This window comes from Rhodospirillaceae bacterium (assembly GCA_016712715.1).
Classification (GTDB): domain Bacteria; phylum Pseudomonadota; class Alphaproteobacteria; order Dongiales; family Dongiaceae; genus Dongia.
Genome location: JADJQM010000002.1, coordinates 1,050,044 through 1,075,939, shown reverse-complemented (window position 1 = coordinate 1,075,939; position 25,896 = coordinate 1,050,044). Strand labels below are relative to the sequence as shown.

The window sequence follows — 25,896 nt, the reverse complement described above, 5'->3', positions numbered from 1 at the left end:
CAGAGATCAGATGCCAGCGACCAAGACGCCCCCGGCCAGCGCCGTTGCCAGACCGGCAAGCTTGAGGAGCACGGGCCGCGCGGTTCGGAACGCAATATGGCCAAGCCCGAGCCCCGCCATGTGAAGCAAGCTGGTGGCTAGCACGAAGCCCATGCCATAGTTCCAGGCCGAGGCCATCGTCGGCAGTTCGGTGCCATGGGCATGGCCGTGGAAAAGGGCCACCAGCGCCGCCAGGGCGATGGCGGCAGCATTTGGCAGCTTCGTCCCGAGGCCGACGAGGAGGCCGATGGCGATGACCGAGCCGGCGATGCCAAGTCCCACCTGCGGCAATGGGAAACCAACCAGCGCCAGTCCGGCACCGAGAAGCATGGTGCCGACAAAGGCCAGCGGCACCCGCCAGCGATTGTGGCCGCCCAATTGCGCGGCCCAGACGCCGATACCGGCCATGGCCAGCAGGTGGTCGAGACCGCTGAAGGGGTGCGCGAGACCGGCCGCAAATCCGGCGGCGTGATGCCCGGTATGGGCGAAGGCGGGTGTGGCAAGAGAGATGAGCGCGGCCGCGGCCGCGAGGCGGGTCAGGGTCCTGGTCATGATATGTCCTCGGCAAACGGATGATGGTTGCCTCGTGACAGATCCGCGGGCGCCTTATCCCTGACAGCGCGTTTATTGGTCGCGTCGCGTCTCAATCAACTGAGAAGTCCAAGGTGCATGAAAGCGCCGACCCTTGGCAAGCGGTTCAATCCGCGACCCGGTCGATGAGATGCATGAAGGAGCCCATGACGCTGCCCTGGCGGCGGCCGACGGGGCCGAGATCGCGACCGCGGGAATCCGTGGCCTGGAACAGGGCCGGGCCAGCACCCTCGCTGAGGATGCTGGCATAGTGGAATTCGTGGCCGCGGAACGAAGCCAGCCCTGCACCGAAGGGTGCCGCATCGAGGAGTGTCGCCTGGCGATAGCCGAGATGGAGCTTGCGCGCCGCGAAGCTGGTTTCGACCGGCAGCAGCCCGGCCATGGCGTGGCGGGCGCCCGCGGCATCGACCATGCCGGCACCCAGAGCCATGTAGCCGCCGCATTCGCCATAGATGAGCGTGTTGCTTGCGGCGGCCGAGCGCAGGCCGTCCATGAAGGCCGCATTGCCGGCCAGACGTCCGGCATGGAGTTCGGGATAGCCGCCGGGGAGGTAGACAGCATCGGCATCCGCGCGCGGCGCTTCGTTGGCGAGCGGCGAGAACGAGGTGATCTCGGCACCCGCTGCTGCCCAGGCTTTGAGATGGAAGGGATAGGCGAAGGCGAAGGCTGCATCGTCGGCCACGGCAATGCGCTGACCCAAGGGCGGCAGCAAGGGCGTGAGCTTGGCGTCGACGGCGTTGATCGAGCCGGCCGCATCTGCAATGCCGTCGAGATCGAGGCAATCGATGAAGGCGTTGCGGGCGGCGGCAAAGAAGTCGTCGAGGCCTTGATGCTCGCGCGCCTGGACGAGGCCGAGATGGCGTTCCGGCACCTTGAGGGCGGGAACACGCGGCAGGTAGCCCAGCACCTTGATGCCGGCCGTCGCGGCGGCGGCGGCCAGAATTTCACCGTGAACCCCGCCGCCGACATTGTTGAAGATCACGCCGGCGAAGTTCAACGCCGGGTCGTGGCGCATCAAGCCTTCAAGCACGGCACCGGCAGTCGCCCCCTGTCCCTTGGCGTTGACCACCAGCAGGATCGGCAGATTCAGATGGCGCGCGAGTTGTGCCGTGGAGCCGTTGTCGCGGCCGCCTTTGCCGGGCACGCCGTCGAACAGACCCATGACCCCTTCGACAATGACGAGATCGGCCAGCGCCGCTTGATGCGACAGCAAATTTCCCAGCGATGCCGAGCGCATGGCCCAGATGTCGAGGTTGAAGCAAGGGACGCCCGTGGCGGCGGCGTGGAATTCCGGGTCGATGTAATCGGGCCCGGCCTTGCAACCGGCCACGCGGATCCCGCGCGCCTTCAGCAGGCTGAGGAGTGACAGGGTGATGAGGGTCTTGCCGCTGCCCGAGGACGGGGCGGCGATGATGAGGCCCCGGGCCAAGATCTTGCCTTAGCCGGTCTGGTCTTGCTGGCGCTGGCCGAGCGGATCCGACACGAGGCGCTTGCCACCCAGCGCGCCCAGCCAGTCCATCGCCGCGCGCAGGCGCACCACTTCGCCCACCACCACCATGGCCGGCGGTTCGATGCCGGCTTCGGCCACGTCGATGGCCGCGCGCGCCAAAGTGGTCTCCAGCACGCGCTGCTCGGCGGTCGTCGCCTTGGCGATGACGGCCACCGGCTCGCTGGCCAGGCGGCCACCCGCCATCAGCCGTTCGGCGATGCGCTCGATATGCTTCAAGGCCATGTAGAGCACGATCACCGGGGCGCCCTTGGCAAGAGACGCCCAATCGACCGAATCGGGAATCTCGCCGGTGGCATCATGGCCGGTGACGAAGGCGACCGCCGCGTTGCAGTCGCGATGGGTGACCGGAATGCCGGCGTAAGCGAGACCGCCGATCCCGGCAGAAATACCCGGCACGATGCGAAAGGGAATGTTGTTATCGACCAGGGTCAGCGCTTCCTCGCCGCCACGGCCAAACACGAAGGGGTCGCCACCTTTGAGGCGCAGCACACGCTTGCCATCCCGCGCCAACTGCACCAAACGCAGCGAGATGTCGGGCTGCTTGGCCGACGGCTTGCCGCCGCGCTTGCCGGCATATTCGAGGACGGCGCCCGGACGGGCGAGGTCGAGAATGGATTTGTCGACCAGGGCGTCATAGACGATGACATCCGCCGTGCTCAGCGCCTTGACGGCGAGCATGGTCAGGAGGCCGGGATCGCCCGGACCGGCGCCGGTCAACCAGACCCAGCCCGGTTCCAGATCCGGCAATGTCGCGAATAGCTTATTCATGAACGCTAAATTAGCTCAGTATCGCCGCCGCACTAGCCAGCAAAAGACATCGGCCCATAAAATAGCGTCATGAGCGACAAAAAGACGATATCCGGCAATGTCCGGCGCCCTGATGGCGAATTGCGGCGCGGCTGGACCACCGGTTGCTGCGCCACAGCGGCCACAAAGGCGGCATTTTCAGCCCTTTTGACCGGAAAATTTGCTGATTCCGTGTCAATAACGCTGCCAAAGGGCGAAAAGCCGACCTTTCCACTCCTGGAACCAGCCTTGGGGGCAGATTCTGCCAGCGTGGGCATCATCAAGGATGCCGGTGATGACCCGGATGTGACCCATGGCGCCCATATTCGTGCCTCAGTCCGGCGTTTGCCGGCAGGTTCCGGCACCGTCTTCAAAGCCGGCGAGGGGGTCGGCACCGTGACCAAGGCCGGCCTGCTGATTCCACCTGGGGAGCCGGCCATCAACCCCGCCCCCAGGGCGATGATGGCGGCTGTGCTGGCCGAAATTGCCGCCACCCACGGCACGCATCCGGATGCGGAAATCACCATCTCGGTCATCGGCGGGGCGGAGATCGCCAAGCAGACCTGGAACCCGCGCCTCGGCATCGTCGGCGGAATTTCCATTCTCGGCACGACAGGGATCGTGCACCCCTTTTCCTGCGCGGCCTGGATCGCCTCGATCCATCGCGGTATCGACGTGATCCGCGCGGCGGGCTTGAATCATGCCGCCGCTTGCACCGGGTCTACCACGGAAGCGGCGGTGGCGAAGATTCACGACCTGCCGGAATTCGCCTTCATCGACATGGGCGACTTTGCCGGCGGCGTGTTGAAGTATCTGCGCCATCATCCGATCCAGCACCTGACACTCGCCGGTGGCTTTGCCAAGATGGCGAAGCTTGCCGAAGGCCATCTCGACCTCCATTCCGGCCGCAGCCAGGTAGACCTCGCGCGTCTTGCCGAGCGCGCCACGGCACTTGGCGGCAGCGCCGAACTGGCTGACCGTATCCGCGCCGGCAACACGGCCATGGAAGCGCTGGAATTGTGCACCGAAGCCGGCATCCCCATCGGCACCGATATCGCACGATCGGCACGTGAGGTGGCCCTCAAAGAATCCGATCATCAGATCGACATCGAATTGCTGGTCTTCGACCGCAAGGGAAACATGGTGGGAGAAGCCGGGTTCACGCCGCGCTGAATTCAGGGATCGGCGCGGTCGCATCAGCAACCGCCTTCTTGATGTCACGGAAATGCCGGCGCCCCGCCGGTGCAGGCTGCCAGCATCGCGGCCCTGACGGCACTGATCACGAAAGGGTGCCTCATTCACCTGTCCTTCCATGTGCCATTCGTCGCAGATCCCCTAGGAGCAGCCAGGGTCTGGTTATGCCGATCCCGAAATTCCATGACCGCGACGCACATAGTGCCCGTCATTTTCTCCGCGTTGCTTGTGGCAGGTATTTGCCAGCCCGCTAGATATTCCGCACCCGCCTGACGCCGGAAAAGAACGTCACGGTCGGCGACAGGGCATAGCCGGCAACGGCGAGCCACATGACGATGGTGATGCCGTAGTGTTCGGCGATAACCCCGCCGAGCAAGGCCGCGAAAGGTACCGGTCCGTCATTGACGAGGCGGGTCGTGGCGCCGGCACGCCCCAGCAGTTCAGGCGGCACGCGCCGCTGGCGCAGGCTGCGCTCGACCACGGCGAAATGACCGGTGCTGCCATCGGCCAGGATCTGCTGTGCCAGCAGGAGCGGCAGGACCAGATAGGGCGCGACGCCACTGAGGCTCCCGGCCAGGGGGATGCAGGCAAGGCCGAGGGTCTTGATGGCGAAGGCCAGAATAAGGCCAGGACCGACCGGCAGGATTGTTGCCAGGCGCGGTACGGCGGCGGCGCCGATGAGACTGGCAATGCCACCGACCGCGACGACGATACCCAGCATGGCCGGCGACAGTTTGAGATCGCTCACCAGATAGAGCACATAAAGGGGCCCCAGCATGCCGCCGAAGAACGTCCGGATGAAGCGTGCATAGAGCAGCGGCCGCAGCACAGAATCGCGCCACATCACGCGCAGGCCATCGGCGATCTCTCGCCGCAGATTGAGCGCCGCCTGGGGCGCCGGCCTTGGCTCGCCCACGCCGATGCGCCACAGCAACAGGGCCGAAATCAGATAGCTCACCGCATCGAGCAGGATCGTCAGCGGTCCGCCGATTGTCTGCACCAGCACGCCGCCCAGCGGTGGACCGACGATCTCCGTCGACGCATCGGTCGCTTCCTTGACGGCATTGGCACGCAGGATGCGGTCCTGCCCCACAAGTCCCGGCAGATAGGCCTGGTCGGCAATGTCGAAGGCGAGTGTCGCCGCCGAGACGCAGAAGGCAACCAGGCATAGCTGGCCGATGCCGAGCAGGCCCAGGAAAGCCGCCACCGGCACCGAAAGCAGCAGCAGAAAGCGCAGCAGGTCGGCAAGGATCATCGCCGGCCGGCGCCGCACCCGGTCGAGGAATGCGCCGGCATGAAGCGCCAGCAGCAAGGTGGGAAGCGCACTGGCTGCGGTCAACCCGCTCATGGCCAAGGGTCCTGCCCCAAGGACGAGGACCGCGGTCAGCGGCAATGCCTCGCGCGCCAGCTTGGCGCCCAGTTGCGAGATGCCAAGGGCCGCGATGAGGTTGCGGAAATCCGCCTGCCGCCAGATCGAACCCGCATCGCCACGGCCCGGCATCGGCGTCAGGCCGGCCGGTGCAGATGCTGGTGACTGGCGTTGTAGAGCTGGCTGTCGTTGAACGTGCCGCCACCGAAGACACGACCGACCATGATAAGCGCCGTGCGAGCGATGTCTGTGCCGACAAGCTTGCCTTCGATGTCGCTGAGCGTCCCGCGGAGCACGGCTTCGTCAGGCCAGGAAGCGCGATAGACAACCACCACCGGACAGTCGGCACCGTAATGCGGCGTGAGCTCGCGCACCACCTTGGCCATGCTTTTGACGGAGAGATGCAGCGCCAGCGTGGCGCCAGCGGCACCGAGGGTCGCCAAATCCTCACGCGGTGGCATCGGCGAAGACGCGCCCTGCACGCGGGTGATGACAATGCTTTGGCTGATGCCGGGCAGGGTCAGCTCCGTCTTCAGCAAGGCGGCGGCAGCGGCGAAGGCGGGGACGCCGGGAATGACATCATAGGGGATGCCCAGTGCATCCAGCCTGCGCATCTGCTCACCAATCGCACCATAGATCGAGGGGTCGCCGGAATGAACCCGCGCCACGTCGTGATCAGCTTCATGGGCGCGGCTCATCTCGGCGATGATCTCGTCGAGATGCAGGGGGGCGGTATCGATCACGCGGGCATCGCTCCGCGCCAGAGCAACGATGGCCTGGGGCACGAGCGATCCGGCATACAGCACCACCGGCGCCTGCTCGATGAGGCGCTTTCCCTTGACGGTGATGAGGTCCGGGTCGCCTGGGCCGGCGCCGATGAAATGAACGATGCTCATGGCCCTTTATCGCCCATGGTCGAGGCGCCGGGCAATGGCGCAGGTGACACCGTCACCGTTAATCTTGGGCAGAAGAAGGATGGCCTCTGGTCCACCGGCGGCCAAGGCGGCGGCTTCGGCAACCCCATGGCAGCCGACAGCCCGGAAGACCGCATCGGACGGGTTGAGCAGTCTTGGCGTCTCGGCCTCAAGGGTGGCCGCGCTGAAGTATTGCACCGCCCAGCCGAAATGCCGCGCGAGGCCGGCAATGATGTCGTCTGCCGCCTTCGACTCGAGCGAGGCAATCAGTGCGATCTCGCCGGGCGTCAGTCCGACTTGCCGGCAGCAATCCTGCACCAGTGCCATGGCCGCTGCCGGATCTGCACGGGTCTCATGGCCGATACCCAGAAAATGCGTGGCCGCCATCTGATGTGCCTATTCGCCGTGATGGCGCGGCAGATCATCCGCCGTCTCGAACCAGGGAAGCTTCTCCTCCACATGCCAATGCGCGACGGAGATCAGATCGCCGGCGGGCTCGAAGCACCCAATGCTGAGGTGAATCTCGTCGACATACTTCTCGGCCTGGTAGCTGAGCGGCGTGCCGCAATGGGCGCAGAACTTCCGGATGACGCCGGGGGACGATGCATAGGCGGCGGGCTCGGCCTTGGTCCAGCGGAACGTGCCGCTGACCTGGAAGGCCGCGAAACTCGCCACCGCCGCCCCCGTCTGCCGGCGGCAGGAAAAGCAATGGCAATGAAAGACCGAGCGGGGTGTCCCCAAGGCTTCGAACCGGACCGCACCGCACAAGCAGCCCCCTTCATGCCGGGTCATCGCGATCTCTCCCCTGGCAGTGGCGCGAATTCGAGCATCGGCGGCGCCGGCACGCTTGACGTTCGCGCGGCAATCGGCAGGATCGCGATCTGATGTTCGACCAATTCCTTCATCCTGCAGCCCTCCTCATCGCCGTCCTGGCCGACGCCCTCTTGGGCGAGCCGGCCTGGTTCTATCGCCGGCTGCCACATCCGATCGTCGCCATCGGTGCTGTCATCGCATGGGCCGACCGCCGGTTCAACCGGGAGAGCGATCCGGCCGCGCGACGCAAGGCGCGTGGCCTCGCCGTCACCCTTGCGCTGACGGGTCTGGCATTGGGCCTTGGCTGGGCGATCCAGGCGGCGCTGCTGTCGCTGCCCCTCGGCCCGCTGTGGCTGGGCCTGATCATGTCAACGCTCATCGCCCAGCAGAGCCTCTATCACCATGTGGCCGACGTCGCCAAGGCCATGGAGCTCTCGGGACTGGAGGGCGGGCGCATTGCCGTCGCCCGCATCGTCGGGCGCGATCCGGAGGCGCTCGACGAAGGCGGTGTCGCCCGCGCCGCCATCGAGAGCCTGGCCGAGAATTTCTCCGATGGGATCGTGGCACCGATCTTCTGGGGGCTGGTCCTGGGACTGCCCGGTATGCTCGCCTACAAGGTCATCAACACGATGGACAGCATGATCGGCCACAAGACGCCGCGGCATCTCGACTTCGGCCGGGCGGCGGCGCGGCTGGACGATGTGGTGAACCTGCCGGCCTCGCGCTTGTCGGCGGTGTTGCTGATCGTGGCCGCCGTGGTCCTGCGCGGCGCCAACCCGGCGGCTGCGATCCGCGCTGTCCGGCGCGATGCCAAGCGCCATAAATCGCCCAATGCCGGCTGGCCGGAAGCGGCGATGGCGGGTGCGCTGGGCTTTGCCATCGCCGGGCCGCGCAGCTATCACGGCCGGCTGGTGTCGGACCCCTGGATGAATGATGGCGGGCGCTGGCAATTGACCGCGGCCGACATCCGGCAGTCGCTGCGGCTCTATTGGCGGGCTTGTGCGGTGCTGGGGTTGGGTGTGTTGGTGGTAGCGCTAGTTGCCTGACCGAGCGATCGCCAGCATGGCATCCAGATCGGCATGGCGCTCCAGATGCGCCGCCAGATCGTCGAGTGCCTGTTCAACGCCCAGCTCATAGGCGATGCCTGTTTCAGGGCGCGGACGCAGGCGAGAAAGAAAGGCGTGGCGAAAAGTATCTGCGGCGAAAAGACCGTGGACGTAGCAGCCCATGACGCGTTCATCCACTGAAACCGCGCCGTCCGGGCGGTTGCCGATGGTGAGAAACGGCCGGGCGCAATCAGCGCCATCGCTGACACCGACATGCATTTCATAGCCATGGACATCTTGACCGAACGCGCGGGCGCGCACCTCAATGAGAGATTTGTCGGCGGTCAACGTCGTCACGATATCGAGGAGGCCCAGACCGTCGATGCCGCCCTTGGGCCCTTCGATGCCGCCAGGATCCTCGACGCGCTTGCCCAGCATCTGATAGCCGCCGCATAGGCCGAGGATCGCACCGCCGCGGCGGTGATGGGCGCGGATATCGATATCCCAGCCGGTGTCATAGAGCGCGCGGAGATCGGCGATGGTGGCCTTCGAGCCCGGCAGCAGGATGAGATCGGCGTCACCGGGCAAGGCGCGGCCGGGGCGCACCAGTTCGACGCTGACATCGGGTTCGGCGCGCAAGGGGTCGAGATCATCGAAATTCGAGATGCGCGGGAGTTGCGGCACGACAATCTTGATCTGTGCCGCTGTGTTGGCGCGGTAGCTGTCGAGGGCCACGGCGTCTTCCGGCGGGAGGCGGTCGGCGCCCTTGAACCACGGCACGAGGCCGAGTGCGGCAAGACCCGTCTTCTCTCCTATCAGTTTCATGCCGTCGGCAAAGAGTGCTGGATCGCCGCGGAATTTGTTGATGAGAAAGCCTTTGATGCGCGCGGCTTCCGCCGGCGCCAGCAATTGCAGGGTGCCGACGATGCTGGCGATGACGCCACCGCGGTCGATGTCGCCCACCAGCACCACCGGAATATCGGCAGCCTCGGCAAAGCCCATATTGGCGATGTCGCCAGCGCGGAGATTGATTTCAGCCGGCGAGCCAGCACCCTCGACCAGGACCAGATCGGCCTCAGCAGCCAGATGCTGGTAACTGTCGAGGACCGCTTGCAGCAATTGCGGCTTCAGCCGGTGATAATCCGCGGCCTTGGCATTGCCGAAGATCCTGCCCTGCACGATGACCTGGGAGCCGACATCACTCTGCGGTTTGAGGAGCACCGGGTTCATGTGCACCGAGCTTGCCACCCGCGCGGCGCGCGCCTGCAGCGCCTGGGCGCGGCCGATCTCGCCGCCATCGGCGGTGACGGCGGCGTTGTTCGACATGTTCTGCGGCTTGAACGGCCGCACCCTGAGGCCGCGATTCGTGAAGGCGCGCGCGAGGCCCGCGACGATCATCGATTTGCCGACGTCGGAGCCGGTCCCCTGGAACATGATGGTGGGTGTTTTCATGGGGCGCGCACGATGGGAGCGAGCTTGTCGGCCCCCCTCACCCCAACCCCTCTCCCGCGAGGGGAGAGGGGCTTGGTGCGCGCTCGGCAATATCGAACTAGTTGGAACTGGCGCATTACTGCCAACGCGATCTCATCCCCTCTCCCCTCGCGGGAGAGGGTCAGGGTCAGGGGGTCTATCGACTGCACAACGCTCACCGCCCTCAGAACTCGATCCCCGCTTGCGCCTTCACGCCGTCGCGGAACGGGTGCTTGATCATTTCCATCTCGGTCACCAGATCGGCGATGGCGATGATTTCGTCCTTGGCGTTGCGGCCGGTGACGCAGACATGGAGGTCGGGGCGCTTGTTCTTCAGGAACTCGACCACTTCCTCGACCGGGAGATAGTCGTAGCGCAGCGCGATGTTGATCTCGTCCATCAGCACGAACTGGAAGCTGGGATCAAGCATCATGCGCTTGCCTTCATCCCAGGCGGCGCGGGCGAAGGCGATGTCGCGGGCGCGGTCCTGGGTTTCCCAGGTGAAGCCTTCGCCCAGCGCCTTGATCTCGATCTGGTCGGGGAAGCGCTCGAGCACCGTGCGTTCGCCGGTATCCCATTTCCCCTTGATGAACTGGATGACGCCCACCTTCATGCCGTGGCCGATGCAGCGCATGACCATGCCGAAGGCGGCCGTGGACTTGCCCTTGCCCTTGCCGGTGTTGACGATGATGAGGCCCTTCTCGCGGGTCTTCTCCGCCATCATGCGGTCGCGGGCTTCCTTGCGGCGGGCAGCCTTTTCATTGGCGCGCTGGTGGTCGCTGTCGAGTTGCTCGGTCATGCTGCTTCGCTCCCTGTCGCCCAGGCATGCAGGCGCAGCCAGGCCGAGTTTGATTTTGCCTGCCAGAGGCCGCGCGTCTGCGCTTCCAGCAGCCGGTCGGCAATGTCCTTGAGCGCCGCCGGATTGTGCCGTTCGAGAAAGGCGCGGACCTCGTCATCGACCAGATAGGCGTCGAAGACCGCGTCGAAATGATGATCCGCCACGCAATCCGCCGTGGCCGCGAAGGCGAAGAGGTAATCGACCGTGGCGGCGAGTTCGAAGCCGCCTTTGTAGCCGTGGCGCATGATGCCGCTGATCCATTTCGGATTGACGACGCGGGCACGCACGATGCGTGCGATTTCTTCGTCGAGGGCGCGGATTTTGGGCGCCTCCGGCCGCGAATGGTCGTTGTGCCAGACGACGGCGCGCTTGCCGGTCAAATGCTTGATGGTCGCGGCCAGGCCACCTTCGAACTGGTAGTAATTGTCGCTGTCGAGAAGGTCGTGTTCGGCATTGTCCTGGTTATGCAGGACCGCCTCGACACCCGTCAGGCGCTGCGCAAACAACTGCTGCTGCGCTTCGCCGCTCGACCCTTGTCCATAGGCGTAACCGCCCCAGGCAAGATAGGCCCGCGCGAGATCGCCGGTCTCGGTCCAGCCCTTTTCGTCGATGAGCGATTGCAGACCCGCACCATAGGCGCCTGGCTTCGAGCCGAACACCCGGTAGCCGGCACGGCGGGTCGCATCGACATCCGACATGCCGTCGGCCATCAGGGATTGGCGTTCGCCGCGCACGCGCGCCGCCAGGGGATTGAGATGGTCCGGCTCATCGAGCGCTGCCACATCGCGCGCCGCTGAATCGAAAAGGTCGATCTGTGCCGGAAAAGCATCGCGGAAGAAGCCGGAGACCCGCAGGGTCACGTCGACGCGCGGGCGGTCGAGCACAGAGAGCGGCAGAATTTCGAATCCGGCGATGCGGCCCGATCCGCCGGGATCCCAGGTCGGCTTGACGCCCATGAGCGCCAGGGCCTGGGCGATATCATCACCACCGGTGCGCATGTTGGCCGTGCCCCAGGCGGAGAGCACGATGGCCTTCGGCCAGGCGCCATGTTCCTGGCGGTGACGGTCGAGCACCAGGAGCGCCGATTGCCAGCCCAGCGCCCAGGCGGTCGGCGTCGGCACTGAGCGCGTGTCGACCGAATAGAAGTTGCGCCCCGTGGGCAGCACATCGAGGCGGCCGCGCGTCGGCGCGCCGGAGGGGCCGGGGGCGATGAAGCGTCCGTCGAGGCCGCGCAGGATGGCGCTGATCTCGGCCGGGCCGCAGCCGGCGACGCGGGGGCGCAGATCTTCATCGATGAAGCCGAGCACGTCGCGGGTACGCGGCCAATCGGCGGTGATCTCGTGGGTGCCGGAGACAAGACCCAGCGCCAGAATCTCCAACCGCTCGACCGTGTCGCCCGCCAGGCGCCAAGCATCGTCGCTGACCTTCTGCAGGGCGGCTGGCTTGGGGCCGCGCCAGGGATCCCCCAGCTTCGTGTTCAGCGGATCGAAATCGAGGCCGAGATCAAGGTCGGCGGCCAGCGCGCGAATGAGCGATTGGCTGCGGCCATCGCCCTTGCCGCGCGGCAGGCGTGTGAGGGCCACCAGCAATTCATCGAGCATGGCACCTTCCGGCGCCTTCCCGAAGATGTGCAGTCCGTCGCGGATCTGCGCTTCTTTCAACTCGCAGAGATGGTTGTCGAGCTTGGCGAGGGCCGCATCGGTATCATCCGTCGGCAGCACGCCGCAATCGGCGGCCAAGCCGCTGGATATGGCGAGGTCGAGAATCTGGCGCTTGAGATCGAGGCAGCGCCGGGGGTCGACCTGGCTCTCCTCGAAATATTCATCGACCAATCGTTCGAGGTCGCGCAGCGGGCCATAACTTTCGGCGCGCGTCAGCGGCGGTGTCATGTGATCGATGATGACAGCCTGAGCGCGGCGCTTGGCCTGGGCGCCTTCGCCCGGATCATTGACGATGAAGGGATAGAGATGCGGCAGGGGACCGAAGATCGCCTCCGGATAACAATCGGCGGAGAGGGCCAGGGATTTGCCCGGCAGCCATTCGAGATTGCCATGCTTGCCCATATGCACGATCACATGGGCGCCGAACTGCCGCCTGAGATACGCATAGAAGGCGAAATAGCCATGGGGCGGGACGAGATCGGGATCGTGATAGCTGGTCGTCGGATCGACGTTGTAGCCGCGTGCCGGCTGGATGCCGATCACCACCTGGCCCAATGACATCAGCGGCAGGTCGAAGGCACCATCTTTGTAGAGCAGGTCATCCTTCGGCGCACCCCAGCGCGTGATGACTGCCGCCTGCATCGCGGCCGGCAGGGTGCTGAAGAAGGCGGCGTAGTCGGCACCCGTGAGACGGAAGGCGCCGGCGGGCCGCGCCAGCAGCCGGTTCATCAACTGCTCGCCATCCTGCGGAATATCTGCAACCCCGTAGCCGGCGCCCTTCATCGCGCGCAAAACCTCGATCGTGCCGGCCGGCGTGTCGAGGCCGACGCCATTGCCGATGCGGCCATCACGGTTGGGGTAGTTGGCAAGGATCAGCGCCACATGCCGGTCGGGCGCTGTTGTCCGCCGCAGCTTTACCCAATTAGCGGCCAAGTCACAGGTGAAGGCCACGCGGTCTTCGACCGGCTGCGGCGCCACGATGGTGCATTGGGTCGCCTCGTCATAGCGCGCGGCGGATTTCCAGGAGATGGCGCGGGTGATGATGCGGCCATCCAGTTCCGGCAGTGCCACCTGCATGGCAAGATCGCGCGGAGATAGGCCGCGCAGGCTGGTCTGCCATTGCGCCTCGCTCTCGCTCGACAGCATGACCTGCAGCACGGGATGATCGGCGCCGTCGAACGGTGTCGAGAAGTTCACCGCACCCGGCTGCGAGATCGCAAAGCCGGTGCAATTGAGGGTGATGTCCGGCGACGTCTCGGCATAGAGCGAGCGGATGAGGTCGGCCGCCACGGCTTCCTTCAGCGAGTTGACGAAGATCGGCATCGGGTTGAGGCCGCGCGCAGCGAGCGCCATGATCAGCGCATCGATCGGCGCCAGCGTGCCTGCCTGCAGGAGGGCGCGGTAGAACACGATGCCGGCGACCGGTGCGCCTTCCTGCCAATGCGGCGCGAGATCGGTGAGGCTGAGCACCGAGGCGCCCGGCCAATAGAGGCCGGCGCGCAGCAAGGGCCGCGGTTCCTGCCAGACCGTGTCATAGCCGATGAGGCTCGCGGCATAGTTCAGAAATTCTTCCGCATTGCTCCGGCCCCCATGGACCTGGAACTGCCACAGGCGGTGCGCTGCCTCGTCATCAATGTTTGAGCGACGCGACAATTCGCTGTCCGGCTGGTCGTCACCCGAGAGACAGGCAAACTGGATGTGATGCGTAGCAGTGATGGCGGCCAATTGTTCCACGCCATAGGGCCAATAGCGCTCACCGCCGATGAGACGCAGGATCACCAGCCTGGCGGGCGACCGGGGATCGGCAATCACCTGGTCGAGATAGAGATCGACCGACATGTTGTGCTGCAGCTGCAGCAGATTGACGAGGCGCAAAGTCGGCTTGGGTTCGGGCAGGGCCGCATGCGCCGCGGCGAGGGCTGCCAATTCCGTATCCGCCGCACTCAGCACCACGATCTCGGCCGGTGACTGGCCGAGATCGACGGCCTCGCCGCCGTCACTGATGGTTCCGGGTTTGGCGGCGAGGAGATGCATGGATCAGGCGGCTTTGCCGAGCGGCGTTGCGAGAGCAGCCGTAATGACGGCGCGGTCGAGGCCTTGCAGGCCGATGATGACGATCTGGCCGCGGCGGCCTTCCGACGCTTCCCAGGCCCGGTCGTAATAATGCTGCAGGCGGTTGCCGACACCCTGCAACACCAGGCGCATGTCCTTGCCGGCGACGGCGAGGAAGCCCTTCACGCGCAGGATATCATGCTGTTCGATGACGGGAATGAGCCTCGCCAGCAAATCCTGCGGCTGACCCAGTTCGGCGACGTCGATGTGGAAGCTTTCGAAATCGTCGTGGTTGTGATCCTCGCCTTCCAGTTCATGATGCGAGTGACGCTGGGCGAGATCGTCTTCGGCGGCGGCATCCAGCCCCAGCAGCACGCGGGGATCGACTTCGCCGAAGCGGGCGGTGATCATCTTCGCCGGGCGCTGCAATTCCTTGATGATATGGGCCTGTGCCGCTTCGTGCTCGGCCCCCGACATCTGGTCCGCCTTGTTGACGATGATGAGATCGGCGCAGTTGATCTGGTCTTCGAACAATTCAGCCAAGGGGCTGTCGTGATCGAGGCCTTCATCCATCTTCCGCTGGTTGTCGACCGCGGCCGGGTTATCGGCAAAGCGCCCTGCCGCCACCGCCGGACCGTCGACCACGGCGATGACGCCATCCACGGTGACACGGGTGCGGATCTCCGGCCAGTTGAACGCCTTCACCAGCGGTTTCGGCAGAGCGAGACCGGACGTTTCGATGACGATGTGATCGGGCGGATTCGGCCGGTCGAGGAGCGCCTTGATGGTGGGCAGGAAATCATCGGCCACGGTGCAGCAGATGCAGCCATTGGCCAGTTCGACGATGTTCTCCTCCGGGCAGCCCTCGATCTTGCAGCCCTTGACGATTTCGCCATCGACGCCAAGCTCGCCGAACTCGTTGATGATGAGAGCGAGGCGCTTGCCGCCGGCATTCTTGAGGAGATGCTGGATGAGGCTGGTCTTGCCGGCACCCAGGAATCCGGTGACGATGGTGGCGGGAATTTTCCCGGCGGTCTTGGCTGCTGTGATGGACATGATGTTTCCTTGATCCGCTGACGCGCTCGGCGTCGTTATTTCAAAATGAGCGGCAGGCCCGCCGCCACGAACAGCACATGATCGGCGCGGGCCGCGAGGCGCTGGTTGAGCCGCCCGGCATGGTCGCGGAAATCGCGCGCCAGTTTGTTGTCGGGCACGATGCCAAGGCCCACTTCATTGGCCACAAAAATGATCGGTCCGCCGCATTGGCCGAGCGCCTGTTCGAGGGCGGCGCATTCCGCCACGACATCGCGTTCCGCCAGCATCACATTGGTGAGCCAGAGCGTCAGACAATCCACCAGGACCGCCGCGCCCTTCTCTGTTTCCGACACAAGGGCCTGAGGGAGCGCCAGCGGCTCCTCAACCAGCCGCCAATCGGGATCGCGCCGGTCGCGATGCAGCTTCACGCGTTCCGCCATCTCGGCGTCGCGGATTTCGGCGGTGGCGATATAAGTCCGGGCGCCTGTGTGGCGGTCGAGCAGTTCTTCCGCATAGCGGCTTTTGCCCGACCGCGCGCCGCCCAGCACCAAGGTGATGGCCGGGAGCGGGGTAATCAGGCTGGAGCCAACGGCTTTCGCTTGGGTAGACAAGATGACGCGCGCCTCCCTCCGAGGTCGTTGCCGAAGTCGACTGATCGCCGAGGTTTCCTGGCTCGACCTGTTCCTGCGGGGTCGCCTTCCCAGCTGTCACCAGCCAGTGGCCTTGAACCCGCGGCATCCCAATCAACAATTGAGATAACGGTCCTACAGTTGCGGGGGCAGCGCCGGAATCCCTGTGTCTCCACAGCTGACCGGCTTCCCTCACTGCGATCGGGCGCCAACCTATCCAAAGCGATGCAGCATTGCCAGCGGGGTTTTGTTTCCCCTATTGCTTCAGTAGGAATTACTGAAGTTCAGCGGCTAGGAATGCACACCATAGGATGATATCTGAGCATAATATTTACCCATTCTTATTTACCCGCTGTCAATCTGGTTCAGATTATCTATTTAAATGTCGCAGCACCCTTCAACGGCGAGCGGAGAAATCTTGCCCAATTCGAACGATCGCAGCTTACGGCCGAGCAGTGCTTTTCCGCGACTTGGGTCCTCCCTGTCGGCGAGCGGATTGACTGTGTTCGACGTCGTGGCGACGCCGGTCGTGATCACCCATCTGGCCAGATCGGAAGTGTTTTATGCGAACGCCGCTGCCCGACGGCTGTTCGAATGGCCCGAGGACAACAACCAGTCCAGCCTGACAGAGGGCTACTACGCCGACCCGCAAGCCCGCACGGAGCTGATCGGCCGGTTACGGCAGGATGGTGAAGTCCTCAACCTGGAAATCGAGTTATTGACCTGTCGAGGTCGCCGGTTCTGGGGCCTGCTTTCGGGTCAGATCGCAGATTACAATGGCGATGACGTCGTGGTTGCGTCGGTTGTCGACATCTCGGCGCAGAAAGCGCGCGAGGTGCAATTGGCACAGGCGACCGAACAGTTGCGCACGCAGGCCGCGGCCACGGCGCAGCTCAACCGCGAGCTCAAGAGTCAGCGCCAGGTTGCCATCACCGCCAGCCGGGCCAAAAGCGACTTCCTGGCCCGCATGAGCCATGAACTGCGATCGCCCTTGAACGCCATCCTGGGCTTCTCGGAGGTCATCGCCGACCAGGTGTTCGGGCCGCAAGGTGTCGATCGGTACGAGGATTATGCCAAGAACATCCATGAGGCCGGCACTCACCTGCTGGCGTTGATCAACGATATTCTCGACCTGTCGAAAGTCGAGGCGGGCGAACTGCAACTGACCCTGGAGCCGATCGAACTCAAGGAGCTGATCCACGGATCGGTGCAGTTGATGGCGCCCATGGCGGAAAAACGTGGCGTACAGCTCGTTGTTGATCTCGGCCGTTCACCATTGTCCCTGGTAGCAGATCGCCGCCGTCTGCGGCAGATGATGATGAATGTCGTCAGCAACGCCATCAAATTCACCTTCGCCGGCGGCATGGTGATGATCACGGCACATCAGGAGCAAGGTAACATCGTGATCGATATCGCCGATTCCGGCATCGGCATGACAGCCGATCAGATCAAGATTGCCCTGCAGCCCTTCGGTCAAGTCGCGACGGAGAGCCCCTATGCCCAGGTCGGCACGGGCCTCGGCCTGCCGATCGTTGCATCGCTGGTGGAACTGCATGGCGGCAAACTCGATATTCAGTCTGTTCCCAATGTCGGAACAACCATCACCTTGACGCTGCCCAAGGTCCGCTGAACCGCAAGGGCCTTGCCGCCGTTACGGAAACCCCAACTTGCTGACAGAATGAAGTCATGCCAGCTTTGCTTTCCAGCTAGGGGGGCAAAGTGACTGCAACATCGATTCTGATCACGGGAGCAGCGTCCGGTATCGGCGCCGCCACGGCGCGCGCGATGGCGGCGCCCAATGTAAATGTCGTTCTCCATACCAGGAGCAATCGCGCCGGGATTGAGAAAGTGGCGGCAGAGATTGAGGCCAAAGGCGCGCGAACATTGCTTGCCCTGGGTGATCTCGCCGACCCGACCACTGGCACACGCCTGGTGGAAATGTCCGTCGCAGCCTTTGGTGGACTTGACGTGTTGGTGGCCAATGCGGGGTTTCCGCTGCGCCCACTCATTGGCACATTGACCCGGGCTGAACTCGATCATGCCTATGCTGTCATTGCCGGCGGATTCTTCGCTCTCTCAAGCGCTGCCTTGCCATATCTGAAGGCGGCCGGATCCCGCGGCCGCGTCGTCGCAATTTCAACTCACAACGCACATCTCTTCCTGCCGGGTTATCTCAATTTCCCCGCCTCGGCCGCCGCCAAGGCCGCGCTGGAGACCATGGTCAAATCGCTGGCCCTGCAACTGGCGCCAGATGGCGTGACCGTCAACGCCATCGCCCCAGGCCTCATCGCCAAGGACAGCGACAGCGGCGAACAGACCTTGTCGGCGGAGGAATGGGAGCGGCTGAAAGCGCGCATTCCGATGGGCGATCTCGGCAAACCCAGCGATATCGCAGCGGCGGTTGCGTTCCTCTGTTCGCCCGCTGCGCGCTACATGACTGGCCAGGTCCTTCACGTCGACGGCGGTCTGGTCATTCGCTGAGCACTCCAAGGCCTTCATGCCGGCCGCTAGCGCAGTGCCTCGTTGACTCCAATTCGGTACCTTGGTAACATTGTACCGAATTGGAGAGATCAATGGCCAAGTCGAGGCGAACATCCATGCCGCCCCTGGAACCAATCGAACGCGTTCAGACCGGCATGCGGCTGGAGAAACGCCTGCTCAAGGTCCTGAAAGCCGTCGCTGAGTTGAAGGATATCTCGCTCGGCGACCTGATCGAGGGCATGACACTGCACGCCTTCGAGGGGAAATGTGCCTTCGACCCAGCGACCGTGCGGCAGATTGCCGACCTCAAGAAAGTCTACGGCCTGACACTTACAGCAGAGGCGAGCCATCGCCTCGAAGAGCGCAACATTGCCGGTGACGAAAGATGAGCGACGACGAATTCCTCGCTGCCCTGGAAAGCTGCCGAATTCCGGCTGCCGCATTCACGCATGCGGCACATGTGCGCGCCGCCTTTCTTTATCTTCAGCGCCACGATTTCGCCGAGGCGCTTGGCGCCATGCGCCGGGCGATCAAGGCCCTTGCTGCAAGTATCGGCAAAGCAGACCTTTATCATGAGACCATCACCGTTGCCTTCATGACATTGATCAACGAGCGCATGGCGTGCGAACCGGCGGCCGACTGGCCGAATTTCGAAGCGCACAACCTTGACCTTGTCACAGGCCAGCCGCTCGCCGCCTTCTACACACCAGAGCGCCTGGCAGACCCGTTGGCGCGGCGCATCTTTCTGCTGCCTGATCGCGGCGCAGCAACGCAGCGCGTCGCCTAATCCACCACATCCCAAACCCGCTCGGGTGGTCGGCAGAGGACGGCGCGGCTGCCACTGACGACGATCGGGCGTTCGATGAGCACGGGTTCGGCCACCATCCTTGCCAGCAAGGCCTCAGCATCCATGTCGGCCGGATCACCCAATGCTGCATAGGCGTCGCCCTTGCGCCGCACAATGTCCTGCGGCGCAGCGCCCATGGCCTTCAGTATCCTTTTCAGATCAGCAACGCTGGGCGGGGTCTTTAGGTATTCAATCACGTGCGGCTGGTGGCCCTTCTCGCGCAACATGCCGATCACCTTGCGCGACGTGCTGCAATTCGGATTATGATAGATCGTAATAGGCATGCGAGGCGACCTCTGATCTTCCTGTGCCGTTGTTTCGGGATCCACCCAGCCTAGCGGCGCCGGAGGCATCTTGCCAGTTTCACTACCGGACATCACGGATTTGACCGCGTTGCCGTGCGACCCACGTTTTGGTCGATTGTTGAACTATGTCGAGGGCAAACGCGGCGCGAATCGTTGGGCCGCCCGTGTCGATATCGACCCAAGTGACATCCCCATGCTGCTCCCCAACGTCTGGATCATAGAAGTGATCCCACGACCGTCGGGCAGCGAAGCAGCGCGCCTGCGCGTGCGATTGGCAGGTACCCAGGTCGAACGCATCTACGGCCGCAGCCTGGCAGGCGAGTATCTCGAGAATCTGGATTGGGGCCATCACTCTGGCCGAATCTTCGAATCGCTCAATCGCATGGCGGACCTGGGTCATGGTCATTTTCTCGACGCCTCGGCCCATATCCAGCCGCGCTTGTCGAGACGGGTACGGCGCCTGGGCCTTGCCTTGTCCGACGATCAGACGCGCGTATCGCATCTGCTTCTGCTGGCCTATTACGAGTTCATCTCCGGTCAACCGGATCATTTTCGTGAGTTGTGGCTGAACGCGGAAGAATCTGGACGTGAGCCCTCGGCCGTCCTAAATGATGTTCCATGAAGCTACTTTATTTTGCCTGGATCCGGGCCAAGATCGGCACGGCCGAAGAACAAGTCGTTTTGCCGCCCGATGTGCGAAATGTCGGTCAATTGCTTGACTGGCTGGGATCGCGCGGCCCCAATTACGCGGCTGCGCTCAAGGAGCGCAGTGTCGTCAAGGTTGCCGTCAACCAGGAGTATGTCGCCGCTGATCATGCCTTGCAGCCGGGCGACGAAGTTGCCCTGTTTCCGCCGGTGACGGGCGGCTGATGCCATGATCACAATTAAGGTGCAGTCGGAAGATTTCGATATCGGGGCCGAGCTTGCAGCCCTCTCCGCCGGCAACACCCAGATCGGCGGAATCGCGAGCTTCACGGGGCTGGTACGCGATATCGCTGGGCCTCTGGCCGCAACATCGAGCATGACGCTGGAGCACTATCCCGGCATGACCGAGAAGCAGCTTGAAGCCATTGCCGGGGAGGCGGTGAAACGCTGGCCGCTCGATGCATGCCTCATCATCCATCGCTTTGGGCGATTGATGCCAGGCGACCGGATCGTGCTTGTGGCGACCGCCTCGGCGCATCGCGAAGCTGCCTTGTCGTCCTGCGCTTTCCTGATCGACTGGCTCAAGACCAAGGCACCGTTCTGGAAACTCGAGGACGATGGCAGCGAACAACGTTGGGTCGCCGCCAAGGGCAGCGACGATGCCGCCGCCGCCAAATGGGCGATCGAGACGAAACCGGATTGATTATTTCCTGACGGGCGCCGCACGCGCCTCGTCGGTGACCAACTTCATCAGAATGTTGCGCCAACTCGGTGTCGGCGGCGTATAGCGGACATCCAGCCCGCCAGAGTCATTCTTCAGCACCACGCCATAGGTCGGCAGACTGCGCTCCCAATCCTTCAGCGTAATGACGAATGAAAATTCGACACGCTGGCCGACCGCCATCCAATCAGGCATGCCACCAATGAGCACGTCCTGGATGTTCATGTTGATGATGGGATGCACCTTGCGGTCGACCATCACATGCATATTTTTGAGTGTCAGTCGTGGCAGTGACTGGGCGTTCGGGGCCTGCATTCTGAAACCTCTCCTGAGTCCCCTTGCACATGCCGGGGATCTCGGTGTCTCCACACTGCCTCAAGATGGTTAGGAATTGGTTTATAGGAAGAGCCATGCATCGTCGCGGCCAAGATAATCGTCTGATTAGGAACAGAATCTCTCTTCCCTGATTGCCGGTCTCAGCGCGCCGGTCAGGCCGATTTGAGCTTTGCGACGCTGTCGGCAACCTTCCTCGCTGCAGCGCGCATCTCGGCCAGATGGAGCCGCGCCATTTCCTCCGCCCTGTGCTCTGCGCCGGGCCAAACCAGGCTGAGACAACCCGCAGCCGTGCCGCCGATCATGAGCGCGACGGCGATGTCCATCGGCTCGGCGCCATAATCGGAGGAATCCGGCCAATAGCCCGCGGCACGCACACCATATCCGCGTTGGCGGGTGGCTTCGATCTCCGCCGCCAATTGCCCGCTGGTAATGGCATGGCGCTCGGCAGGGGAGTCAGTGCGCATGAGATGTTGCAGATGCCGGGCGGCAACATCAGCACTGCTGGCTGCCAGCAAGGCACGACCGGGAGCGGAAAAGGCCAGTGAAGGGCGGAAGCCAGCTACCTTTGGATCGACATGGCCAGCGCCCGGCTGGCGGGTCGATTCGATCACTTCCAGAACACCATCTTCGATGACCCAGGTGAGGTCGGCAGCAAGACCAGTGGCCTGGCTGAGCGCCACAAGCTGCGGCAACGCCAGTCGGGCGACCGCGGCGCCCAAGATTGGTTGCACGGCGACGATCGGGCTGGGGAGGGTCGGAACATAGCGGCCATCATTGTGACGGCGATAGATCCAGCCCTGCTCGACCAGCGTCCGCAGCAATCGATAGGCGGTTGCTTTGGGCAGATCGGCATGGCGCGCCAGAGCGGCCAGGGTATTGGGACCGCGGCGCGCCAGGATGTCGAGCAGCAGCAACCCCCGCTCAAGGCTGCGATTGGTCTTGATCATGAAGGATAGTGTTTCACCAGGTGACACAACTGTCTAGGCCCGGTCGCCAGCGGATCCTAGCTTGGTGGTCAGGTGTTGGTGAGACATTGGAAATCCTGGGAGCGCGCGGATGAACGTCGACAACGGCAACCCAATCGGTCTCGACGGCTTTGAATTCGTCGAGTTCGCGGCCCCGGATCCCGGGCAGCTCGACCTGGTTTTCCGGAGCCTGGGGTTTGCCCAGGTGGCGCAGCACCGCTCAAAGAACGTCCGGCTCTATCGCCAGGGTGGGATCAATTTCGTCCTCAACCAGGAAAAGACCAGCCTCGCCCATTACTTTGCCGAGGAACACGGCCCATCCGCCTGCGGCATGGCGTTCCGCGTGGCAGATGCCCATCAGGCTTATGCCGAACTGCTGCGCCGGGGAGCGCAGCCGATCGATATCGCGCCTGGGCCGATGGAGCTGAAGCTGCCGGCGATCAAGGGTATTGGCGGGGCGCCGATCTATCTCATCGACCGATATGCACCGGGTGCCAGCATCTATGACATCGACTTCCGCTATGTGAGCGATGAGCGGCATCCGGTTGGCCTGGGCCTTACTGCAATCGATCACCTGACCCACAATGTCTATAAAGGCCGCATGGCGTTCTGGGCCGGCTATTACGAGCGTCTGTTCAACTTCCGCCAGGTCCGCTATTTCGACATCAAGGGCGAGTATACCGGCCTTCACTCCAAGGCCATGTCTGCACCCGACGGCCGCATCCGCATCCCCCTGAATGAGGAGGCCTCGCAAGAAACCGGCCAGATCGAGGAATTCCTGATGCGCTTCAATGGCGAAGGCATCCAGCACATCGCGCTCTCCACCGACGACATCTTTGGCACGGTGGATCGCCTGCGCCAGAACGGTGTGCCCTTCATGAAGGCGCCACCTGCCGCCTATTACGACATGCTGGCAGAACGCCTGCCAGGTCATGGCGAAGATGTCGGCGCCCTGCAATCGCGGGGCCTGCTGATCGACGGCAGCACCGAGAACAACGATCCGCGCATCCTCATCCAGATCTTCACGACCACGCTGCTCGGACCGGTGTTCTTCGAGATCATCCAGCGGAAACGCGAGGAGGGTTTTGGCGAGGGCAATTTCGCCGCCTTGTTCCGCTCGATCGAACGCGAGCAGGTCGAACGCCGCGTAATCGGCCAGAAATGAAGGAGGCTGCCATGAACGCGCCCAGCTTCAAGCTGAACGGCGTCCATCACGTCGCCTATCGCTGCCGCGACGCCAAGGAAACGGTTGAGTGGTACGGAAAGCATCTCGGCATGGATTTCGTCCTGGCGATCGCCGAGGACGAAGTGCCCTCCACCAAGGAGCCGGATCCCTATATGCATGTCTTTCTGGATGCGGGCGGCGGCAATATCCTCGCCTTCTTCGAATTGCCGACCAAGACCGAGATGGACCGTGACCGCAACACGCCACTCTGGGTGCAGCATCTGGCGCTGAAGGTCGAGAGCGAGGCTGATCTCCTCGCCGCCAAGGCTCGGCTGGAGAGTGCGGGGATCAAGGTGATCGGCCCGATCGATCACACGTTGTTCCTGTCGATCTATTTCTTCGACCCCAACGGCCACCGCATTGAGCTTGCCTGCGAGACCCAGACCGCGGAAATGAAGCGCCGCCTCGACGAGGTCAAATGGCCGATGCTGGAGGAATGGTCGCGCACGAAACGAGCCCCAAAACATGCCAACTGGCTGCATGACGGCAGTGTGAAGACATGAAGCTGGCCTCGCTGAGGAATGGTCGGCGCGACGGTGCGCTGCATGTCGTGGATGGCGCTTTGATACGCGCCCTGCCGGTCACGGAGATCGCGACCTTGCAGATGGCGCTCGATGACTGGGTGCATGCGGAACCGGTTCTGAAGGCCTATGCGCAACGTCTGAAAGATGGGCAGCTTGACGGGACCGTAGCCTTCGATCAGAAGGCCTGCCTGTCGCCGCTGCCGCGCGCCTATCAATGGGCGGACGGTTCGGCCTATGTCAATCATGTGGCGCTGGTCAGGAAGGCACGCGGGGTAGAGCTTCCGGCAAGCTTCTGGACCGATCCCTTAATGTATCAGGGCGGGTCCGATGGATTCCTTGCCCCGCACGATCCGATCCCCCTTGCCGATCCCCGCTGGGGTGGCGATTTCGAGGCAGAGGTGGCGGTGGTGACCGGTGACGTCCCGCCAGGCTGCAGTGTCGAAACTGCCGCGGGACAGATCCGCTTGGTCATGCTGGTCAACGATGTGTCGTTGCGTGGCCTCATTCCTGAAGAGCTTGCCAAGGGGTTCGGCTTTTTCCAGTCAAAGCCGGCATCGGCCTTCTCGCCGGTCGCGGTGACGCCCGATGAACTGGGCAAGGCCTGGGACGGCAAGCGCCTGCATCTGGCTTTGCGTTCCTATCTCAACGGCACGCTGTTCGGTTGGCCCGATGCCGGGACAGACATGACATTCGACTTCCCGACCTTGATTGCCCATGCCGCCAAGACGCGGGCGCTCTGCGCCGGCACGATCATCGGCTCGGGCACGGTGTCCAACCGCGATGCGGATGGCGGGCCGGGCAAACTGGTGAATGAAGACGGGCGCGGCTATTCCTGCATTGCCGAACGGCGCATGGTGGAAACGATTGCGAGCGGCGCTGCCGTCACGCCGTTCCTCGCGAAAGGCGACCGAGTGCGGATCGAGATGCTGGATGCGGCAGGCGCGTCGATCTTCGGCGCGATCGACCAAGTGGTGGCGTAAGGGCGCGGGCAACGAGAACTGCCCCTCACCCCGACCCTCTCCCCGCAAGCGGGGCGAGGGAGCTTCTAGCGAGCTCGCTCTGACGCCCTTCGCACCGACAGCTCGCGAATGCGCCAATTTACTGGTTCGGTGAGCGCTTGATCGACTTGATCTTGCCACGCGACTGGCCGGACATTTCGGCGATCTTGCGATCCTGCTCTTCAATGAAGGTCTTTGCCGGCGTGTCGCCATCAAAGCCGCCAAGCTCCGAACCCGGTACTTTGCGGTTCGAGGTCAGGCGACCGTCTTCGTAGATCACGTCGAACAGGACCGAACTGGTATCGACGGCTGGTTTCTTGCGCGCCACGGGGAAACTCCAATTTCTGGCTTGAGCAAATGCGCGCGGCCGCAAGAGCGGCACGGACGAACCCGATTGGTGTAAATGCCAGGCCTGCTCAGCGGTGGGCCTGGAAAAGCAATGGGGCACCAGTTTCCTGGTGCCCCATCGTCGCAAGCGTCGCCTGAAGCGGCGCTAAACGAAACCTTAGACGGCCTTGAGATTCTCGGCCGAGGTCTTGCCGCGCTTCGGGTCGCGCTGCTCTTCGTACGAGACCTTCTGGCCATCGTTAAGAGTACCGAGACCAGCGCGCTCGACGGCCGAAATGTGGACGAAAACGTCCGGGCCGCCGTTTTCCGGCTGAATGAAACCGTAACCCTTGGTGCTGTTGAACCATTTGACAGTGCCGGTGGGCATTGCTGTCCTCCACGTAACTAGTTGGGTGGCGCCGCTCCCCATGAGCAACGCATCAGACTGTGTCTCGATATGACGCGATCTGGGCACCCGGAGGGCGTAGCAGGTCGGCAGCACGAAGCAGAATGACAGCCCTAAGATAGAAAATCTTGCCAAAGACGCAAGAAGAAAGGCGACAACCCGTCGCGCC

At 63.6% G+C, this 25,896-nt stretch carries 29 protein-coding genes and 1 riboswitch; of the genes, 12 read left to right on the top strand and 17 right to left on the bottom strand.

What is annotated here, in order from left to right:
- Nucleotides 1-6: 6 nt before the first annotated feature.
- The 3 genes from IPK59_15920 to cobA form a co-directional block, all read right to left on the bottom strand.
- Nucleotides 7-591, bottom strand: a complete 585-nt coding sequence (locus tag IPK59_15920; GenBank protein MBK8160185.1) for a HupE/UreJ family protein — start codon at nucleotides 589-591, stop codon at nucleotides 7-9.
- A 145-nt stretch (nucleotides 592-736) separates the two neighbouring features.
- On the bottom strand, nucleotides 737-2,059 hold the full coding sequence (locus IPK59_15915) for a cobyrinate a,c-diamide synthase (protein ID MBK8160184.1): 1,323 nt from the start codon (nucleotides 2,057-2,059) through the stop codon (nucleotides 737-739).
- A gap of 9 nt (nucleotides 2,060-2,068) precedes the next feature.
- On the bottom strand, nucleotides 2,069-2,908 hold the full coding sequence (cobA, locus tag IPK59_15910) for a uroporphyrinogen-III C-methyltransferase (GenBank protein ID MBK8160183.1): 840 nt from the start codon (nucleotides 2,906-2,908) through the stop codon (nucleotides 2,069-2,071).
- Nucleotides 2,909-2,977: 69 nt separating this feature from the next.
- Here cobA and IPK59_15905 point away from each other — a divergent pair, with 69 nt between their 5' ends.
- A complete protein-coding gene (locus tag IPK59_15905) occupies nucleotides 2,978-4,099 on the top strand; it encodes a cobalt-precorrin-5B (C(1))-methyltransferase (GenBank protein ID MBK8160182.1) in 1,122 nt (373 codons plus the stop codon).
- Nucleotides 4,100-4,370: 271 nt separating this feature from the next.
- Here IPK59_15905 and IPK59_15900 read toward each other — a convergent pair whose 3' ends face one another.
- Genes IPK59_15900 through IPK59_15885 form a run of 4 tightly spaced genes read right to left on the bottom strand, consistent with a single transcriptional unit; the run spans nucleotide 4,371 to nucleotide 7,195 of the window.
- On the bottom strand, nucleotides 4,371-5,621 hold the full coding sequence (locus IPK59_15900) for an MFS transporter (GenBank protein MBK8160181.1): 1,251 nt from the start codon (nucleotides 5,619-5,621) through the stop codon (nucleotides 4,371-4,373).
- A gap of 5 nt (nucleotides 5,622-5,626) precedes the next feature.
- Nucleotides 5,627-6,385 carry a precorrin-4 C(11)-methyltransferase gene (gene cobM, locus IPK59_15895; GenBank protein MBK8160180.1) on the bottom strand — a complete coding sequence of 253 codons (759 nt, stop codon included), beginning with the start codon at nucleotides 6,383-6,385 and terminating at the stop codon, nucleotides 5,627-5,629.
- 6 nt (nucleotides 6,386-6,391) lie between these two features.
- Nucleotides 6,392-6,790, bottom strand: a complete 399-nt coding sequence (locus IPK59_15890; protein ID MBK8160179.1) for a cobalamin biosynthesis protein — start codon at nucleotides 6,788-6,790, stop codon at nucleotides 6,392-6,394.
- A 9-nt stretch (nucleotides 6,791-6,799) separates the two neighbouring features.
- Entirely contained in the window at nucleotides 6,800-7,195 is a 396-nt protein-coding gene (locus IPK59_15885; GenBank protein MBK8160178.1) for a GFA family protein, read from the bottom strand.
- A 92-nt stretch (nucleotides 7,196-7,287) separates the two neighbouring features.
- Between IPK59_15885 and IPK59_15880 the strand changes: the two genes are divergently transcribed.
- Nucleotides 7,288-8,262 carry a cobalamin biosynthesis protein gene (locus IPK59_15880; GenBank protein MBK8160177.1) on the top strand — a complete coding sequence of 325 codons (975 nt, stop codon included), beginning with the start codon at nucleotides 7,288-7,290 and terminating at the stop codon, nucleotides 8,260-8,262.
- Here IPK59_15880 and IPK59_15875 read toward each other — a convergent pair.
- The 5 genes from IPK59_15875 to cobU all read right to left on the bottom strand — a co-directional run bounded on the left by IPK59_15875 (nucleotide 8,251) and on the right by cobU (nucleotide 15,893).
- Entirely contained in the window at nucleotides 8,251-9,696 is a 1,446-nt protein-coding gene (locus IPK59_15875) for a cobyric acid synthase (protein ID MBK8160176.1), read from the bottom strand. The genes IPK59_15880 and IPK59_15875 overlap by 12 nt on opposite strands.
- 220 nt (nucleotides 9,697-9,916) lie before the next feature.
- The gene (gene cobO, locus IPK59_15870; GenBank protein ID MBK8160175.1) at nucleotides 9,917-10,531 is read right to left on the bottom strand and encodes a cob(I)yrinic acid a,c-diamide adenosyltransferase; all 615 of its coding nucleotides are present in this window, start codon (nucleotides 10,529-10,531) and stop codon (nucleotides 9,917-9,919) included.
- The gene (gene cobN, locus IPK59_15865) at nucleotides 10,528-14,265 is read right to left on the bottom strand and encodes a cobaltochelatase subunit CobN (protein ID MBK8160174.1); all 3,738 of its coding nucleotides are present in this window, start codon (nucleotides 14,263-14,265) and stop codon (nucleotides 10,528-10,530) included. Before cobN ends, cobO begins: the two co-directional genes overlap by 4 nt.
- A gap of 3 nt (nucleotides 14,266-14,268) precedes the next feature.
- Nucleotides 14,269-15,339, bottom strand: a complete 1,071-nt coding sequence (gene cobW / locus IPK59_15860; protein MBK8160173.1) for a cobalamin biosynthesis protein CobW — start codon at nucleotides 15,337-15,339, stop codon at nucleotides 14,269-14,271.
- A gap of 35 nt (nucleotides 15,340-15,374) precedes the next feature.
- On the bottom strand, nucleotides 15,375-15,893 hold the full coding sequence (gene cobU, locus IPK59_15855; protein ID MBK8160172.1) for a bifunctional adenosylcobinamide kinase/adenosylcobinamide-phosphate guanylyltransferase: 519 nt from the start codon (nucleotides 15,891-15,893) through the stop codon (nucleotides 15,375-15,377).
- A 64-nt stretch (nucleotides 15,894-15,957) separates the two neighbouring features.
- Nucleotides 15,958-16,189: riboswitch (cobalamin riboswitch) on the bottom strand.
- Between the two features lie 254 nt (nucleotides 16,190-16,443).
- Here cobU and IPK59_15850 point away from each other — a divergent pair.
- The 4 genes from IPK59_15850 to IPK59_15835 all read left to right on the top strand — a co-directional run bounded on the left by IPK59_15850 (nucleotide 16,444) and on the right by IPK59_15835 (nucleotide 19,215).
- Nucleotides 16,444-17,577 carry a hypothetical protein gene (locus IPK59_15850; GenBank protein MBK8160171.1) on the top strand — a complete coding sequence of 378 codons (1,134 nt, stop codon included), beginning with the start codon at nucleotides 16,444-16,446 and terminating at the stop codon, nucleotides 17,575-17,577.
- An 89-nt stretch (nucleotides 17,578-17,666) separates the two neighbouring features.
- Nucleotides 17,667-18,428, top strand: a complete 762-nt coding sequence (locus IPK59_15845) for an SDR family oxidoreductase (protein MBK8160170.1) — start codon at nucleotides 17,667-17,669, stop codon at nucleotides 18,426-18,428.
- Between the two features lie 116 nt (nucleotides 18,429-18,544).
- Nucleotides 18,545-18,817, top strand: coding sequence for a hypothetical protein (locus IPK59_15840; GenBank protein MBK8160169.1), 273 nt, complete (start codon nucleotides 18,545-18,547; stop codon nucleotides 18,815-18,817).
- Nucleotides 18,814-19,215 (top strand): hypothetical protein, encoded by a 402-nt coding sequence (locus IPK59_15835; GenBank protein MBK8160168.1) that lies wholly within the window; start codon nucleotides 18,814-18,816, stop codon nucleotides 19,213-19,215. The genes IPK59_15840 and IPK59_15835 overlap by 4 nt, the downstream gene beginning before the upstream one ends.
- Here IPK59_15835 and arsC read toward each other — a convergent pair.
- Complete coding sequence (gene arsC, locus IPK59_15830) at nucleotides 19,212-19,559, bottom strand: arsenate reductase (glutaredoxin) (GenBank protein ID MBK8160167.1); 348 nt, start codon at nucleotides 19,557-19,559, stop codon at nucleotides 19,212-19,214. The two genes, IPK59_15835 and arsC, sit on opposite strands and share 4 nt — an antisense overlap.
- Nucleotides 19,560-19,698: 139 nt before the next feature.
- Between arsC and IPK59_15825 the strand changes: the two genes are divergently transcribed.
- From IPK59_15825 to IPK59_15815, 3 genes are read left to right on the top strand one after another with little or no spacing between them, the layout of a single operon-like run.
- Nucleotides 19,699-20,202 (top strand): PAS domain-containing protein, encoded by a 504-nt coding sequence (locus IPK59_15825; protein ID MBK8160166.1) that lies wholly within the window; start codon nucleotides 19,699-19,701, stop codon nucleotides 20,200-20,202.
- Complete coding sequence (gene moaD / locus IPK59_15820; protein ID MBK8160165.1) at nucleotides 20,199-20,450, top strand: molybdopterin converting factor subunit 1; 252 nt, start codon at nucleotides 20,199-20,201, stop codon at nucleotides 20,448-20,450. Before IPK59_15825 ends, moaD begins: the two co-directional genes overlap by 4 nt.
- Nucleotides 20,451-20,457: 7 nt before the next feature.
- Nucleotides 20,458-20,928, top strand: coding sequence for a molybdenum cofactor biosynthesis protein MoaE (locus IPK59_15815; protein ID MBK8160164.1), 471 nt, complete (start codon nucleotides 20,458-20,460; stop codon nucleotides 20,926-20,928).
- Here the strand turns inward: IPK59_15815 and IPK59_15810 are convergent, their stop codons facing one another.
- Entirely contained in the window at nucleotides 20,929-21,261 is a 333-nt protein-coding gene (locus IPK59_15810; GenBank protein MBK8160163.1) for a hypothetical protein, read from the bottom strand.
- A 173-nt stretch (nucleotides 21,262-21,434) separates the two neighbouring features.
- Nucleotides 21,435-22,229: a helix-turn-helix domain-containing protein gene (locus IPK59_15805; GenBank protein MBK8160162.1), complete on the bottom strand. Its 795-nt coding sequence runs from the start codon at nucleotides 22,227-22,229 to the stop codon at nucleotides 21,435-21,437.
- Between the two features lie 109 nt (nucleotides 22,230-22,338).
- Here IPK59_15805 and hppD point away from each other — a divergent pair, with 109 nt between their 5' ends.
- From hppD to IPK59_15790, 3 genes are read left to right on the top strand one after another with little or no spacing between them, the layout of a single operon-like run.
- The gene (gene hppD, locus IPK59_15800; GenBank protein ID MBK8160161.1) at nucleotides 22,339-23,412 is read left to right on the top strand and encodes a 4-hydroxyphenylpyruvate dioxygenase; all 1,074 of its coding nucleotides are present in this window, start codon (nucleotides 22,339-22,341) and stop codon (nucleotides 23,410-23,412) included.
- 11 nt (nucleotides 23,413-23,423) lie between these two features.
- Nucleotides 23,424-23,975, top strand: a complete 552-nt coding sequence (locus IPK59_15795) for a VOC family protein (protein MBK8160160.1) — start codon at nucleotides 23,424-23,426, stop codon at nucleotides 23,973-23,975.
- Nucleotides 23,972-24,976 carry a fumarylacetoacetate hydrolase family protein gene (locus IPK59_15790; protein ID MBK8160159.1) on the top strand — a complete coding sequence of 335 codons (1,005 nt, stop codon included), beginning with the start codon at nucleotides 23,972-23,974 and terminating at the stop codon, nucleotides 24,974-24,976. The genes IPK59_15795 and IPK59_15790 overlap by 4 nt, the downstream gene beginning before the upstream one ends.
- Nucleotides 24,977-25,094: 118 nt before the next feature.
- On the opposite strand, the gene IPK59_15785 is transcribed toward IPK59_15790, so the two are convergent.
- Both IPK59_15785 and IPK59_15780 read right to left on the bottom strand, forming a co-directional pair.
- On the bottom strand, nucleotides 25,095-25,322 hold the full coding sequence (locus IPK59_15785; GenBank protein ID MBK8160158.1) for a hypothetical protein: 228 nt from the start codon (nucleotides 25,320-25,322) through the stop codon (nucleotides 25,095-25,097).
- Between the two features lie 177 nt (nucleotides 25,323-25,499).
- Entirely contained in the window at nucleotides 25,500-25,709 is a 210-nt protein-coding gene (locus tag IPK59_15780; protein MBK8160157.1) for a cold-shock protein, read from the bottom strand.
- Between the last annotated feature and the right edge of the window lie 187 nt (nucleotides 25,710-25,896).